We start from the raw sequence: 15668 nt of genomic DNA, 5'->3' as shown, positions 1-15668 counted from the left end.
TATTTTTGATTTTTCGTACCATCTGATTATTATCTCTTAACAAGGAGCCTCTCATTATGAACAAATTTAAACCTGCTTTATGGACAAGAGATTTTATCCTGACTTCATTGGTAAATTTCTTTTTGGTCCTCATTTTTTACTTGCTAATGGTGACCATCGCCGTTTACGCAGTAACAGAATACGGCGCTTCAACAAGTGAAGCCGGATTGGTTACAGGAATATTCATCTTAGGCGCCTTAACTGGCCGAATTTTCATCGGCCGTAGCATTGATAAAATAGGTCGTAAAAGAACGATGATCGTTGGTACGACCTTATTTACGTTAACGACGTTTTTCTACTTCTTGAATTTGGGACTGCCGTTTTTAATGGCTAATCGTTTTCTTCATGGCATGACTTTAGGGATGGCCAGCACTGCTGCAGGAACCATTGTGGCGCAAATTATCCCCATGACCCGTAAAGGTGAAGGCATCGGCTATTTTAGTATGAGTTCGACTTTGGCAGCAGCTTTTGGCCCGTTTATTGGCTTGATGTTGAGTCAGTACAGCAGTTATGAAATGATCTTTACTGTTTGTTTAGTTCTTGGTGTAGTCAGCTTAATCGTCTCTTTGTTAGTCTATGTACCGCCAGTAGAAGCACCTCCGACAACTCACGTTACGAAAGGGTTCAAGGTCTCAGGATTTATTGAGCCCAAAGCCGTGCCCATCGCCATTATTTGTTTAGTTGTCGCACTTTGTTATTCGAGTGTTCTGTCGTTTATTAACTTTTATGCAAATGAAGAAAACCTTGTGCAAGCTGCTAGTTACTTTTTCTTGGTTTATGCAATTGCCATTTTACTATCTCGTCCATTTACAGGACGACTGATGGATTTAAAAGGCGCCAACTTTATTATGTACCCAGCATTTGTGCTTTTTGCAGCAGGATTGTTTTTGTTGAATGTATCTAGCAGTAGTGCCGGCTTATTGGTCGCAGGCGCATTAATTGGATTTGGATTCGGCAATATGCAGTCGACGACTCAAGCTGTAGCCATAAAGTTAACGCCGACTCACCGAATGGGACTTGCGACATCGACATTTTTCATCGCGATGGATGCAGGATTAGGTTTTGGACCTTACCTGCTTGGTTTTATCATTCCACTAATCGGTTATTCTTCACTTTATGGAATTTTAGGCTTTGTTGTACTTGCTACTTCTATTCTTTATTATGTATTACATGGCAAAAAAGAACGCGCAAATGCAGTTGCGTTGGGTTATAAATAACTGCTCCGCAAAAAAACGCTTAACCTTTAGGTTAGGCGTTTTCCTATTTTACTGCTCTTTTTTCAACCTAGCTACTTCACTCTCAAGAAAATTTAGGCGTTTATGAATTCGATAAAAAATTGGCAAATACGCTATGACTATTATGATCATCCACCCCATGGCACATCCCCCTTTTACCACACTTTACCATACATTTTTTACAAATAAAGGTGCGTTTAAAGATTTTAAATGGATGTACCTTTCTCTCACACAAACAGTTGTTTGACCAACTCTTTGTTACGCTTTTTAAACACTTCGTTGTGCGAAGACACCATGGCAACTTTACGCGCGTCTGGCTGAATCCACTGTTTGGCTTTATTGACGGCGTTAGCAGCATCTTGGAATGTTCCCGCAATTAAATTCAGTTTCGCCTCGTGCTGTAAAATATCACCGGCTGCAAACAGACCTTCAACAGAAGATTCACTGCTTGGTGTTCCTGCAATGTAATAGTCGTCGGCGATGTCGATGTTTAAAGGACTGTTACCTAGCAAACTAATATCTCGTTCATAGCCATGATTGATGATCATTTCATCAATGGAGAGAATTTGAGTTTCTCCTGTTCCTTGATGAGTTAGCTCAACAAATTCAATAGCATCCCGGTCGTCCGATGCAATCAGGCGCGTAATGTTGGTCTCCAAACAGCAAATTGCTGATCCGTTCATCAACTGCGTTACTTGTGCTTCGTGCCCTGCGAGTTCTGGTTTACGGTACGTAATGTACACTTGCTTAGCAATAGGCTCGAGCTCGTTCGCCCAATCGATTGCTGAGTTGCCTCCTCCAGAGATGAGCACGGTTTTGTTTTTAAAGCGTTCTAAAGATTTTACGGTGTAATTTAAATTGGATACTTCAAAACGTTCTGCTCCTTCGATTTGTAGCTTTTGAGGGTTCAAAATACCGCCTCCTACTGCCACAATAACTGTTTTCGACAAATGCACCTCTCCTGAAGAACCTTTCAATTCAAAAAGTCCCTCTTCGTTTTTGGCAATCGCTTCTATTTTTTCATTCAATACCACTTCTGGCTGAAATGTCAGTCCTTGTGCTACTAGCTGATCAATCAATTTAGCACCTTGCATCGGAGGCTGTCCTCCAACATCCCAAATCATTTTTTCTGGATAAACATGAATCTTTCCACCCAATTGCGGTTGAAATTCAATAATCTTTGTTTTCATTTCTCGTAAGCCACTATAGAACGCAGAGTACAAACCTGCAGGTCCCCCACCGATAATTGTTACATCAAAAAGCACACTTTTCCCCATCTATACCTCACTCCTGTCCTATCAGATTCTGTATTGACAAGCTTAAAAATTAGTCTTATAGTGTGTATTGTACTGAAAATGATAATCATTATCAATGAAAAATACATTAAATATTGCAAAGGAGGATTTGGAAATGGTGCGCTTATTCACCGAGGAGCTAAATATTAGCTACGGAGATCGCTTGATTGTGAAGGATTTGTCTGTTGAAATTCCGGATAAAAAGATTACGACAATCATCGGTTCGAATGGCTGTGGAAAATCTACACTTTTAAAAGCAATGACTCGTGTGATTCCGCATCAATCCGGAACAGTGGTTTTAGATGGCGGCAATATTGCACAAGAACACACAAAATCACTCGCAAAGAAAATGGCAATTCTTCCGCAAACACCTGATAGTGCTGCCGGACTTACAGTTGGTGAACTCGTTTCTTACGGTCGTTTTCCTTACCAAAAAGGATTTGGCCGTCTGTCTAAAAGAGATTATGACATCATCAATTGGGCACTCGATGTTACCGGTACACAATTTTTTAAATACCATCCGGTCGATGCGTTATCTGGTGGTCAACGCCAACGTGTATGGATTGCAATGGCACTTGCACAAGAAACTGAAATGATTTTTTTAGATGAGCCTACAACGTACCTGGACATGGCGCATCAGCTAGAAATATTGGAGCTTTTGCAACAACTTAACAAAGAGCAAGAACGAACCATCATTATGGTGCTTCACGATTTAAACCAAGCCGCTCGTTTTGCAGACCATATTATTGCGATGAAAGACGGCAAAATCGTTAAAGCCGGCAATTGCCATGACGTAATTACGCAACCCGTTCTGAAAGAAGTTTTTCGAATTGATGCAGAAATCGGGCTTGATCCGCGAACGCAAAAACCGATGTGTACAACTTATAACTTAATCAAAGGAGTTTAACCCATATGAAAAAACTATTTTTACCTTTCACTTTATTTTCTTTACTACTTCTTCTTAGTGCTTGTAATTCTGATACTGCTGCAAAAGAAACGAGCGACACCAGCTCTGACACGATTACTTATGAATCTGAAAATGGTCCTGTAGAAGTTCCAGCTGATCCACAGCGCGTTATTGTTTTATCTACATATAGCGGAGACGTAATGTCTCTAGACGTTCCATTAGTCGGTGTCGATTCTTGGTCAAAAATGAATCCTCGCTTTGAAGAGCAACTAAAAGATGTAGAAGAAGTAGCCGACACAGACCTTGAAAAAATTATTGAATTAGGTCCAGACTTGATTATTGGTGGGTCCACTATCAATAATATTGACAAATTAAATAAAATCGCTCCAACTGTGACATTTACATACGGCAATTTAAGCTATTTGGAACAACATCTTGAAATCGGGAAATTACTGAACAAAGAACAGCAAGCGCAAGAGTGGATTACCGATTTCCAAGAACGTTCGCAACAAGCTGGAGAAGACATTCGTGCGAAAATCGGACAAGATACCACTGTTTCGGTTATTGAGAACTTCGATAAGCAATTATACGTTTTCGGAGATAACTGGGGACGCGGAACCGAAATTCTCTACCAAGAAATGAAATTAAAAATGCCTGAAAAAGTAGAAGAAATGGCGTTAGCAGACGGCTATTACATGTTGTCTCAAGAAGTATTACCGGAATACATGGGTGATTACGTTATCTTTAGTAAAGACAGCACGCAAGATAACTCCTTCCAAGAAACAGATGTTTACAAAAACACTCCGGCTGCCAAAAGCGGACAAATTTTTGAAGCCAACGCCAAAGAATTTTACTTTAACGACCCCCTCACACTCGAATACCAATTGGATTTCTTTATCGAAAACTTTTTAGGTGAGTGAGGCAATACTAGCGAGTCCAATTTATATAACAAAAAAAGAGGGATTCTGTTAAAGAATCTCTCTTTTATTCTTAGGAAAAGATGATGACTAATGACACCTAAAATTCCCTTTCCAATTAAATTAACTTTGAGTTTTGTCTTACTCGCACTGACCTTGATGATTTCTTTAATTTTCGGTGCGGCGGATATCAGTTTAAAAGAAGTCGGACTCGCTTTGTTTTCGACTTCTTCTAGCGATCATATTGGTGTGATTCGCGAAATTCGATTGCCACGTGAAGTCGCGGCCATTTTTGTAGGTGCTGCACTTGCTGTATCCGGTGCGATGATGCAAGGCATGACGCGCAACCCACTGGCTGACCCGGGGCTTCTCGGTTTAACAGCTGGGGCTAATGCCGCGCTTGCGTTTACTTTAGCGTTTGTTCCGGCGGCAAATTATTTCGGTATTATGATCGCTTGTTTTATCGGTGCCGCGGTGGGTGCTGCGTTAGTGTTTGGGATTGGCGCCGCTAAAAAAGGTGGATTTTCACCGTTTCGCATTGTGCTCGCTGGGGCCGCGATATCGGCATTTTTAACGGCGATTGCTGAAGGTATTGGTCTTTACTTTAATATCTCAAAAAACGTTTCACAATGGACCGCGGGTGGATTGATCGGCACTTCTTGGGGACAACTACAAGTAGTGGTTCCTTTTATCGCTGTGTCGTTACTCGTGGCCTTCGTGTTAGCACGGCAATTAACTATTTTAAGTTTAAGTGAAGAAGCTGCAATTGGCTTAGGACAAAAAACGGCGCAAATTAAAGCGATTCTTTTTATCGTCATTACTCTTCTTGCAGGTGCTGCTGTGGCACTAGCTGGCAATATGGCATTTATCGGGTTGATGATTCCCCATATCGTTCGTGCGATTGTTGGAACCGATTACCGCTTTATCATTCCGATGTCTGCCGTAGCTGGAGCGATTTTTATGTTGCTCGCCGATTTAATTGGCCGGACAATCAACGCGCCTTTTGAAACTCCAGTCGCCGCAATCATTGCAATTCTCGGTTTGCCGTTCTTCCTAATCATCGTTCGTAAAGGAGGCAAAGCATTCGCATGATTCATCCTAGTTTACGCAAAAAGCAACGAATTTCGTATTATGGTTTGCTGGCACTGATTTTACTAACAGCTATGCTCAGTATGGGCTTAGGTTATTCACCTATTTCTTATGATCGGTTAATGCCTGCTATATTGGGACAAGGAACATTTAAAGAAGAATTTATTTTGTTTTCAATTCGCTTGCCGCGAATTTTAATTACCTTACTAGCCGGAATGGCACTCGCTTTATCTGGCGCTATTTTACAAAGTGTGACGCGTAACGACTTGGCAGACCCTGGAATCATTGGGATCAATTCTGGAGCTGGTGTTGCCATTGCGGTGTTCTTCTTATTTATCCCAGTTGAAGTTGGGGCTTTTGCTTACTTGCTACCGATTGTCGCTTTTGGTGGTGCACTTTTAACGGCTATATTAATTTATGCTTTTTCTTATTCTCGAAGCACAGGGCTACAACCTGTTCGATTAGTTCTCGTCGGAATCGGCTTTTCGATGGCACTTTCTGGTGTTATGATTGTGCTCATTTCTTCTGCTGAACCAGAAAAAGTTGATTTTATCGCCAATTGGTTAGCAGGTAGTATTTGGGGAGCGGATTGGCCATTTATCATTGCTATTCTTCCGTGGTTATTGGTATTAATCCCGTTTACGTTATATAAAGCAAACCGCATGAACGTTCTTGGGCTGAGCGATCCTGTCGCTGTCGGGATTGGTGTTTCTATTGAAAAAGAACGACTTGTGTTGCTACTGGCAGCTGTCGCTTTAGCCGCTTCTGCGGTTTCTGTTACTGGTGGAATCGCGTTTATCGGGCTAATGGCCCCGCATATCGCCAAAGCCATCGTTGGACCGCGACATCAATTGTTTTTACCACTTGCGATTTTGATAGGTGGTTGGCTATTGTTACTAGCAGACACAATCGGACGAAACTTACTCGAGCCTTCAGGTATTCCAGCAGGCATTATGGCCGCGTTAATCGGTGCGCCTTACTTCATCTATTTGTTGTTGAGAAAATAAACAGCCGGGATTCTTCATAGTCGAAGAATCCCGGCTGTTTATTTTAAATCCGTTTGTTTCTTTTTGTTTTGCATTTGCACAGATACTTTCAAGATTAAACTCAACATAACGCCAATACCTGTAATCATATATAAGATGGTGAAAATTTTACCGAAATCAGTTGCTGGTTCTAGAGTTGCTGACCCAACAGTTGTTAATGTTGCGACACTAAAATACAATGCGTCCACTACGGTAAAGCCTTCTACTGTCGAATAAAAAATCGTGCCCGATAACAAAATCACTGCCGTTAATCCAAGCAATACTTGGAATTCTTTATCCTTAATCAGTTGAAAAAAGGCTTTTAGCATGCGTCTTAATGTCAAAATAAAGGATATCATTTTATCGCCTCTTCTTTTTATTTATTCTCTCAGTATAAATACTTTGATAAAAAACCCCAACAACTAGTTAAGTTGTTGGGGTTTGAACTACAGTTATAGGCGTTGCTGCTGGTTTTCCAAAATAATACCCTTGGAATAATTGATAACCGAGCTGCTTTAGCCAATCAAAATCTTGACGTGTTTCTATACCTTCTGCTAATGGAATCGAGCCAATTTCTTGAGCTTTTTCCAGAAACTTTTTGGCGATTTCTTGTTTTTTGGTATCCGTTGCAACGCCTTGAACAAATTGCATGTCGAGTTTCATATACTTAGGCTTTAAATCAGCCAATAATTCAATCGTGCTATACCCTTCGCCAACATCGTCTAATGCGTAGTCAAAGCCTCTCGATTTATAATAACTGAGAATTTTCTTTAAGTGATCGATGTCGTCTACTTTTTCAGTTTCCACTACCTCAAACACTAACGAATTTGGGTTTACCCCTAATTTCTCAGACAATGCGATGGTCGACCGCAAACAAAATTCGGGTGAATAAATCGAGGTCGGGATAAAGTTGATAAACGCTTTTGTTCCATTTAATGCGGCTGCATATTTCACCGCAGTCATCCTGCAAACCCGGTCGAGTGCATATAAACGACCACGTGTTTTTGCCGCAGGAAAAATTTCATTTGGATAAATCATTGAACCATCTTCGTTTTGGAAACGCGCTAGCATTTCAAACGCATAAATATTTTCATCGCCGTCTACAATCGGTTGATAGTGACAAACAATCCGCTCCTCTTTAATGACGGCATCGATCCATTCCATAGCGAAAACTTTTGACATCTCTTGTAGTGGCTGCCAAGCTTCCTGGTTAATACGAAAAGTAGCAGTCTCCATCACTAGTAAATCATTGCAAAAATCGAGGAATTCTCTTGCACCTTTTTCATCTATTTGCAGCTTGTTGCCTTTTAAAACAACATCAATTTCTCTTCTTTTCAAGTGCTCTATGACCATTGGCAACGCCGAAAGATTTGTTTGTCCTTCTAGCTTAATTTCAAATTTGATGGCTGCAACTGTGCAGCTATTGCATTGCATTATTTATCACTCCTATTTATACAGTAGTTATAGTTTACTTGAAAAATACTAAAAACTGTTATTTTTTATAAAAAAGTAAATTTATTCTTTTTTATTATTTAAACAGCTGCTAATTTCCAAAAGAACTTTAAAGGAGTTTTCTAATTGAAATCGAATTAAAGCTATAGACAACCTAACTATCATGCTTCAAGAACCGCCCGCTATTAATTCATTCACAAAGGAGAATGATTATGGGAAAAATTATTGTGGCTATGTATTTAACACTTGATGGGGTTATGGAAGAACCGTCTTGGACAGCACCTTACTGGGATGACGAAATTGCTAAATTTCAATTGGATCTGCTGTTTAGCAGTGATGCCTTGTTGCTTGGACGCGTAACTTATGAAGGGTTTGCCGCCGCTTGGCCTTCTGCAGAAGATGAAGAAGGCTTTGCTGAACGAATCAACAAATTACCAAAGTATGTTGTTTCGACAAGCTTAAAGCGTACAGAATGGAACGCACGTCTAATCACGAGCAACGTAGCCCAAGAAGTGGCTAAACTTAAAAAAACCGGTCAACGATTATTGGTCTATGGAAGTGCCGAACTTATCGAAACCTTGCTAAGACATGATTTGATTGATGAACTTCATTTAATGACATTCCCACTTGTATTGGGTGAAGGAAAACGGTTATTCAAGGAAAATGCCGATCAGAAAATGTTCAACCTACAAAATGTTCGTTCAACCGATTCAGGTGTTTTGATTGCTAGTTATGCACCGGATAAATAAGTCGATATTAAAAAGGCTCCTATATAAGGAGCCTTCAGACTGTAGACAAAGTCTTATTAAACTGAATAGTGATGCATACTCTTCAACTGGGCTGGCCACTTCGCTTTCCGTGGACCAGCCCAGTTGAAGGCTTCTTGCTACAAATAAAGTGAGATCCTTTAAGACGCTTCATATTAAAAGTAACTTATGGAAAGATTTTTTCTACTCACTAAAGGATTCGGAGCAGCCAGTGGCGACTCCAGCGGAAAAACGAAGTGATGAGACCCCGCAGGAGCTTGCGACGAGGAGGCTCAGCGCGGAGTCCGTGGAAAGCGTCCACTGGGGGCGGAGAATCCCATCTGCATACAAAAAAATGAGTAAGTATTCTTTTGTCTACAAGCTGAGGCTCCTATATAAGGAGCCTTTTTTTGTAGAAATTATGTTCTGTTGAGTTTCTTTTTAGCATAAATATAAGTAACAGCTAAGGCAGCGACTAATACACTTCCTTTAATAATATCGAAAGCATAATAGGGAAGGTTCTGTATCGTCAGTCCGTTCAACAAAATCCCAATAACTGCTGCACCGAAAAATGTACCTAAAGCATTTGGCTTACCTGCTCCTAAAACTGAATATCCCACGAAGACAGCCGCCACCGCCTCCATCATTAAGGGAGCTCCCGCATCAATTTGTCCCGAACCTACACGTGCCGTAAAGAGGATACCGGCCATTGATGCAAAGATACCAGATACCACATAAGCTGTAAATTTCACTTTTTTAACGTTAACTCCTGACAACGTAGCAGCTTCAGCATTCCCACCCGTCATATAAAGAATTCGTCCCCAACGAGTGTGGTGCAGTACGATATAAGATGCCGTAACCATCACTAGCATAATCCAAACAGGAACTGGCAGGCCCATTAATTGTCCTTGGCCAATCCAAAGAAAGGCGTCCGACAATTGACCAGGCGCGGTGCTCCCTGAAGTTAGAGGCATATTATTATAGATTGAGTAGCCTTCCGTATAAGTTCGGTGCAAACCAGCTACGATATACATCACGCTCAAAGTTGCGAGCAAGTCTGGAATGCCAATAATCACAATGAGAAAGCTGTTAAATAGACCAACTAAAACTCCAATTAATAATGGCAGAATAAGAACAAGCCACAACGGCATGTCGTACCACACCATTAATGATGCAGAAACGACGGTTGAAAATGACATTGTCGAACCCACTGACAGATCAAAGCCACCTACTACAAGCGTGAACGTCACGCCTAAAGCTAATAATGTCACAATGGAAATCGAGCGTAAAATGTCCGTGAAATTATCATATGTAAAAAAGGCATCACTGATTGTACTAAAATAAAAAATGATAAACACCAGCAAAGCAATTGCGCCATATTTGAATAGAAACTGAACCGCATTGTTTTTTACTGAGCTCTTGTTTTTCTCAAAATTGTTCTTTTCCACCACTTGCATACAACAAAATCCTTTCTTGGGTCGCTTCTTGCCGTGACAATTCCTTCACGATTTGACCATTGTGCATAATGAGAATACGATCAGAAATTCCGATCGCTTCATGAATTTCACTAGAAAAATACAAACACCCTTTGCCTTTTTCCGTCAATTGACGGATCAATTTAAAAATATCCACTTTCGCTCCAATATCCACACCTTTAGTCGGTTCATCAAATAGATACAAAGCAGAATCGAGCGAAATCCATTTACCAATTGCTACTTTCTGCTGGTTTCCACCACTTAGATGAAGAAGCGCAGTGTCAGTACTGCTAGTTTTAACGCGCAAACGTTCAATAATCTCATTTGCATACCTTTTTTCAGCTTTACGGTTTATGAACAAACCTTTAGAGAATTTTTTCAAGTTTGGAAATGTGGCGTTAATCTCCAGTGATTCCTGAACAAATAACCCTTCTTTTCTCCGTTCTTCAGGAATTAATGCCATTCCTGCTTTGATGGCGTCAGCTGGGTGCTTGATTTTGGTCACCTTGCCTTCAAGCTTTATCGTGCCTGACGTAAGAGGAGTTGCTCCAAATAAAGCTTTTGCAAGTTCCGTTTTTCCGGCACCGACGAGACCGACCACACCAACCACTTCGCCTGATGAAACCGTAAGCGACAAGTTTTTAAGTTTGTCACCATCCGATAAATTTTCCACTTGCAGAAAAGGTGCACCTTGAAAGTGCGTGCTTGGTTCCAATTCATGGCTCAGTGCCTCACCAAGCATTGCTTCTATCACCTGACTTTGATCGGCAGCGACTGTAGCATAAGTTTCAACCCAGGCTCCTTCACGCATCACGGTAATCCGGTCACTAATTTCAAACACTTCTGGCAACCGATGCGAAATAAAGACACATCCAACGCCTTTTCGTTTTAGTTTCGAGATAACGGCATACAATTTTTCCGATTCATGAATTGATAAAGGAGCTGTAGGTTCATCAAAGATGATGATTTTTGCTGAATGGACCAATGCTCTTGCAATTAACACCATCTGTTTTTCCGCTAAAGTTAGGTGCATCGCTTTTTGTTGCACATTAATATGTTCTACTTGCAACTCATGTAAGATCATTCGAGCTTTGTCGTTGAGTTTTTGTCTTGAGATAAACAACTTACCCTTGTTGGCAAATGTATCGAGCAAGATGTTTTCTGCTACCGTTAAGTCCGACACAATTGCAGTGTCTACTTCCTGATAGACACAATAAATCCCTTTTTCTTTAGCTGACTTTGGCGTGGCTAGTTGAACAAGAGAACCATCCAAATAGATAGTTCCGTTATCTTGTTGATAAACACCGGACAGGATTTTAATCAATGTGCTTTTGCCCGCACCATTGACGCCTAGAATGGCATGAACTTCACCTTTTTTTAAGTGGAACTCTGCATTTTGCAACGCTGTCACTGTACCGAATTTTTTTCCAATCGCCGACATCGAAAGTAAAGGTTCCGCCATAACAATGCTCCTTTCTGGTAAAAAAGCTGTCCTACTTTTCAGGACAGCTCAATTTGATAAAAATTATTGTCCTTCTAATTCACGCAAATCATCTGTATAACCTTGGTCACTTGACCCCCAACCTTCTATATAGTCGCTCAGTTTATCGGTTGTCACCGCTTCTTCCGGTAAATTCTGTGCCTCAATAAATATAGGTTCTAGAATTACTTTTTCTTCCGGCTGTTCTCCATTTAGCAATTGGTATAAATAGCGCACTTGAATGCGCCCAATATCTGTTGGGTCAACCGCTGCAGAAGCTAGCCAAGGGCTGTTTTCTTTTTGCATTAACTGAAGATCCTCATCACTCATATCGATTCCATAAACTTTAATATCTGTCCGACCAGCCTGTTCGATAGCACGAACAGCGCCTTTAGCAAATTCGTCCCATGAAGCCCATACTGCTGTAATTTCTCCTTCATTTGGATATTGCTTCAATATTGCTTCCATTTGTGACTGCGTATCCAATGCCGTATTGCTAGTTGCAGATCCAAATGCTGTGACTTCTTGGATATTCGGGTTATCTGCCAAGAATTTTTCATATGCTATTTGACGTCTTTCCATCGGTGCAAAACCAGCAGTCCAAATTTTGACGATATTGGCTTTGCCCTCATTGTCTTGTGCTAATTTTTCCAAAGTCATCTGTGCCATTTGTTGATCGCCTTGTTCCAAAGAAACGACGCCGTCCATATCAATCCCTGCATCAAATGCCACAACTGAAATCCCTTTTTCTAGCGCTTTTTCCACACCTTGGTTTAACGCTTCTTTTGTGCCGTGATCAATTAAAATACCATCGACGCCTTGGTTAATCGCAGCATCTAAGTTAGAAGCCATTTTTGCCAAATCTCCTTCAGAAGTGAAAACCGTCACTTTGCCTCCGAAATTTTTAATTTGCTCTTCAACACCTGCTATGTATTGTGCAGAAAAAGTACCGAGGTTGATCTGCATGATTAAAGCAATTTCTTTACCTGCAAGCGGATGAGCTGAGGTTTTTGCTTCTGTTTCTAAAGAAGTTTTTTCTTCTGTAACCTCTCCTTTAGGTTGACAAGCACCCAATACAATACCGATTAATAATAAAGTGACAAGTAGCCAGAACGATTGTTTTTTCATATTTTTTCTCCTTTTCTTATAGATGCGGCAAGCAACCTAGAGATATTTTTTTGGTAGTCGGCGGTAATAATGCCTTTTTCGGTAATAATTGCGGTAATCAGCTGCGACGGTGTCACATCAAATGCGGGATTAAATACTTTTGTGCCAAGTGGCGCAATCGGCCGTCCATTCATATGAGTAATTTCCTCCGGGTTGCGCTCTTCAATCGGAATTGCCGTCCCGTCTTCAATCTCCAAATCGAATGTCGAAACTGGCGCCGCAACATAAAAAGGAATATTAAAAGCTTTGGCCAATAAAGCCAAATTAAAAGTACCAATTTTGTTTGCGGTGTCCCCATTAGCGGCAATGCGGTCTGCACCGACAATAATAGCTTCGATGCCTTTTGCTTTAATCGTATGTGCCGCCATGCTGTCAGTGATTAAGGTCACATCAACGTTTGATTGTTGCAGTTCCCATACCGTTAAACGCGCACCTTGATAAACTGGACGAGTTTCGCAAGCATAGACATCAAAATGAAGGCCGCGTTCACTGCCTAGATGAAACGGTGCCAGGGCTGTGCCATATTTTGCAGTCGCAATGGAACCAGCATTACAAATCGTCATGACTTTTGTGCGCCCTTCTAACAACGTCAACGCATGCTCACCGATACGTCGACAAGAAGCTTCGTCTTCTTCATGAATCTTAATGGCCTCTGCTAACAATAGTTGCTTTGCCTGCTCAACATTAGTTGCTTCACTAACTTTATCCTGGAGACGATTCAGCGCCCAAGCTAGGTTAACGGCTGTTGGTCTTGAAGCGTTTAAGTAAGATACATCTTTTTTTATGTATTGCTGAAAAGCTCCCAGTGAAACCGTTTCATGCCGCTGAGCTCCAAGAGCCAATCCATAGGCGGCTGTGATGCCAATGGCTGGAGCACCTCGAACTTTTAATGAAAAGATGGCTTCGTAAACATCTTCTATAGTTTCAAGTGTTACGTATTCGATAAGGTGTGGTAGTTTTTGTTGGTCTAGAATAGTCAGTTGTTGACCATTCCATTTGATAGATAAAGGAATGCTCATTTGTGCACCTCCTGTAAAATCTTTAGAAAATCAGTGATTGAGTCAATTTGTTGACGCTGCAAGATCAATGCTCGCCCTATAGATAGCGCTTGTTCTTTACTGTTAATTCTTTTTTCTGTCTCCGCTATACTGTCTAAATCTTTCACGTGAGCTAAACCAATCGTTCGGCGAATCAATTCACAGCCCGCAAAACCTGCCGCATCTGTTAACACTTTATCTAGAACAAATTCTAAATAACCTTGAGTGTCTCTAAACGATTCAACGCTCTCCCTTTTCCATAGATCACTAAACGAAAAAGCAAAAACTTCCCACGTTTTCTCAATATGTGAGGCAATCACCTGACGCTCAATACCTTCACGCGTAATCCATTGGAAAATCAAATTGCCTAGGAATAAGCCAACATCGAATCCAATTGGACCATAAAAACCAAACTCTGGATCGATAACTTTGGTTTCAGTTGTATTGGCAAAAATACTGCCTGTGTGAAGATCGCCGTGTAACAAAGCTTCTGATTCAGTTAAAAAGCTCTTTTTCAATTTAGCTACTTCTAATTGTAATTTCTGGTCTTTCCAAATTGCTTCTGCAGTTGATTGAAGCTGTGATTCGTAATTATTGGTTTCAAGATCAAAAAATGGATCCGTAAAAATAAGATCTTCTGTGATCTTGCAAAGCTCTGGATTAGTGAACTCGGCAGCAAGACGTTTTTTTTCAAAAGGATGAAGACCATAATCTGATGTATGGAACAACGTCTGCGCCAAGTATTCTCCAATATCCTGCGACAGTTTAGGAAAATTTTGTCCGTTGATCAACCCTTCTCGTGCAATAACAAGGTGAGACAAGTCTTCCATCACCGTAATCGCCAATGTTTCATCTGCCGCATAAACGACCGGTACCAAGGATGGCACAAATTCCCCGTGCTTTCTAAGAACATTGGCTTCAATCGTTGCACGCTTTAAAGTCAGTGGCCAACTTTCGCCAATGATTTTGGCATATGGCAGTGCTTGCTTAATAATTACACGGTTGCCTGTTTTCGAATCTTCGATTTGGAAAACATAATTCAAGTTGCCGTCTCCAATTTCTCGGCAACTCAATTCGGCAGTTGGCTCGAAGGTATGGACAGACTTTGCTAAAGCAATTGCCGTCGCTTCAGTTAATCCTTTATACGTTGTTGGAATAGTAAGCGTCATTGTTTTCTCTCCTTTTTCTCTGCAATATAAAAAGCCTCTTTCTAAAAGAAAGAGGCCAGAATAAGAGAGATTCCATGCCTCTTATCTTTCAGAAATTACATTTCTGATGGAATTAGCACCGTGCCTTGCAGGAATTTCATCCTGGCGCCAAAGCGCCCCGTCTCACAACGGTATTACGGTCGGTTGCTGGGCGTCATCGGGCCAAAATCCCTCTGCCAGCTCTTGATAAGAGTACTACTAGTCACGCTATTAAGTTCTGAAAAGAATCCTATCATGTTTCAGAATTGACTGTCAATCCTATTTTTTAAATAAAAACAATTTTGCAACAATAGAGTTGACAGACTCTTGTACACGTGAAATAATCAAAATTACTTCTAGACAGCATCTCAAGAAATCTGAGTGCGCTCATGAATAATCACTACTTAAATCACTTTATAAAAATAAGCTATCCAATTTCATATTCTTTCTTATTTAGAGCAGGTGGAGGGACAAGCCCTATGATACCCGGCAACCGGTCCAGCAATGGACACGGTGCTAATTCTTGCAGTCAGAAACAATGACTGAGAAATAAGAAGTTGTTAAAGCCCTTAACCTCTTCTTATTTGAAGAGGTTTTTTATTTTTTAACATTACATA

The 15668-nt window shown here is 40.8% G+C and carries 14 protein-coding genes and 2 riboswitches; of the genes, 6 read left to right on the top strand and 8 right to left on the bottom strand.

The features are described 5' to 3' along the window. Positions 1-56: 56 nt before the first annotated feature. Positions 57-1256 carry an MFS transporter gene (locus GPDM_RS00555; RefSeq protein WP_008427865.1) on the top strand — a complete coding sequence of 400 codons (1200 nt, stop codon included), beginning with the start codon at positions 57-59 and terminating at the stop codon, positions 1254-1256. 245 nt (positions 1257-1501) lie between these two features. Here the strand turns inward: GPDM_RS00555 and GPDM_RS00550 are convergent, their stop codons facing one another. Next, positions 1502-2551 (bottom strand): NAD(P)/FAD-dependent oxidoreductase, encoded by a 1050-nt coding sequence (locus GPDM_RS00550; protein WP_008427861.1) that lies wholly within the window; start codon positions 2549-2551, stop codon positions 1502-1504. Positions 2552-2684: 133 nt separating this feature from the next. On the opposite strand from GPDM_RS00550, the gene GPDM_RS00545 reads away from it, so the two are divergent. From GPDM_RS00545 to GPDM_RS00530, 4 genes are all read left to right on the top strand, one after another. Further along, positions 2685-3476 (top strand): ABC transporter ATP-binding protein, encoded by a 792-nt coding sequence (locus GPDM_RS00545; protein ID WP_008427859.1) that lies wholly within the window; start codon positions 2685-2687, stop codon positions 3474-3476. A 5-nt stretch (positions 3477-3481) separates the two neighbouring features. Continuing rightward, the gene (locus GPDM_RS00540; protein WP_008427857.1) at positions 3482-4396 is read left to right on the top strand and encodes an iron-hydroxamate ABC transporter substrate-binding protein; all 915 of its coding nucleotides are present in this window, start codon (positions 3482-3484) and stop codon (positions 4394-4396) included. A 90-nt stretch (positions 4397-4486) separates the two neighbouring features. Further along, positions 4487-5485: a FecCD family ABC transporter permease gene (locus GPDM_RS00535; protein ID WP_008427855.1), complete on the top strand. Its 999-nt coding sequence runs from the start codon at positions 4487-4489 to the stop codon at positions 5483-5485. Beyond that, positions 5482-6489, top strand: a complete 1008-nt coding sequence (locus tag GPDM_RS00530) for a FecCD family ABC transporter permease (protein WP_008427853.1) — start codon at positions 5482-5484, stop codon at positions 6487-6489. The genes GPDM_RS00535 and GPDM_RS00530 overlap by 4 nt, the downstream gene beginning before the upstream one ends. 38 nt (positions 6490-6527) lie before the next feature. Here GPDM_RS00530 and GPDM_RS00525 read toward each other — a convergent pair whose 3' ends face one another. Further along, positions 6528-6866 carry a potassium channel family protein gene (locus tag GPDM_RS00525; protein ID WP_008427851.1) on the bottom strand — a complete coding sequence of 113 codons (339 nt, stop codon included), beginning with the start codon at positions 6864-6866 and terminating at the stop codon, positions 6528-6530. 67 nt (positions 6867-6933) lie between these two features. Continuing rightward, a complete protein-coding gene (locus GPDM_RS00520; RefSeq protein ID WP_008427849.1) occupies positions 6934-7941 on the bottom strand; it encodes an EAL domain-containing protein in 1008 nt (335 codons plus the stop codon). A 230-nt stretch (positions 7942-8171) separates the two neighbouring features. On the opposite strand from GPDM_RS00520, the gene GPDM_RS00515 reads away from it, so the two are divergent. Next, positions 8172-8708, top strand: a complete 537-nt coding sequence (locus tag GPDM_RS00515; RefSeq protein ID WP_008427848.1) for a dihydrofolate reductase family protein — start codon at positions 8172-8174, stop codon at positions 8706-8708. 416 nt (positions 8709-9124) lie between these two features. Here the strand turns inward: GPDM_RS00515 and GPDM_RS00510 are convergent, their stop codons facing one another. The 5 genes from GPDM_RS00510 to mtnK all read right to left on the bottom strand — a co-directional run bounded on the left by GPDM_RS00510 (position 9125) and on the right by mtnK (position 15033). After that, positions 9125-10162, bottom strand: a complete 1038-nt coding sequence (locus tag GPDM_RS00510) for an ABC transporter permease (RefSeq protein WP_008427847.1) — start codon at positions 10160-10162, stop codon at positions 9125-9127. After that, entirely contained in the window at positions 10134-11642 is a 1509-nt protein-coding gene (locus GPDM_RS00505) for a sugar ABC transporter ATP-binding protein (RefSeq protein WP_008427846.1), read from the bottom strand. Before GPDM_RS00505 ends, GPDM_RS00510 begins: the two co-directional genes overlap by 29 nt. A gap of 63 nt (positions 11643-11705) precedes the next feature. After that, positions 11706-12788 carry a sugar ABC transporter substrate-binding protein gene (locus GPDM_RS00500; protein ID WP_008427845.1) on the bottom strand — a complete coding sequence of 361 codons (1083 nt, stop codon included), beginning with the start codon at positions 12786-12788 and terminating at the stop codon, positions 11706-11708. Then, positions 12785-13846, bottom strand: coding sequence for an S-methyl-5-thioribose-1-phosphate isomerase (mtnA, locus tag GPDM_RS00495; protein ID WP_008427844.1), 1062 nt, complete (start codon positions 13844-13846; stop codon positions 12785-12787). The genes GPDM_RS00500 and mtnA overlap by 4 nt, the downstream gene beginning before the upstream one ends. After that, positions 13843-15033, bottom strand: coding sequence for an S-methyl-5-thioribose kinase (gene mtnK, locus GPDM_RS00490; RefSeq protein WP_008427843.1), 1191 nt, complete (start codon positions 15031-15033; stop codon positions 13843-13845). Before mtnK ends, mtnA begins: the two co-directional genes overlap by 4 nt. Positions 15034-15111: 78 nt before the next feature. After that, positions 15112-15265: riboswitch (SAM riboswitch) on the bottom strand. A gap of 232 nt (positions 15266-15497) precedes the next feature. Next, a riboswitch (SAM riboswitch) is annotated at positions 15498-15607 on the top strand. Positions 15608-15668 lie beyond the last annotated feature (61 nt).

Origin of the sequence: Planococcus donghaensis MPA1U2, from assembly GCF_000189395.1 — a bacterium.
GTDB classification, from domain to species: domain Bacteria; phylum Bacillota; class Bacilli; order Bacillales_A; family Planococcaceae; genus Planococcus; species Planococcus donghaensis_B.
Note: the sequence above shows the minus strand (reverse complement) of the source record. Positions and strands in the feature narration are given on the sequence as shown.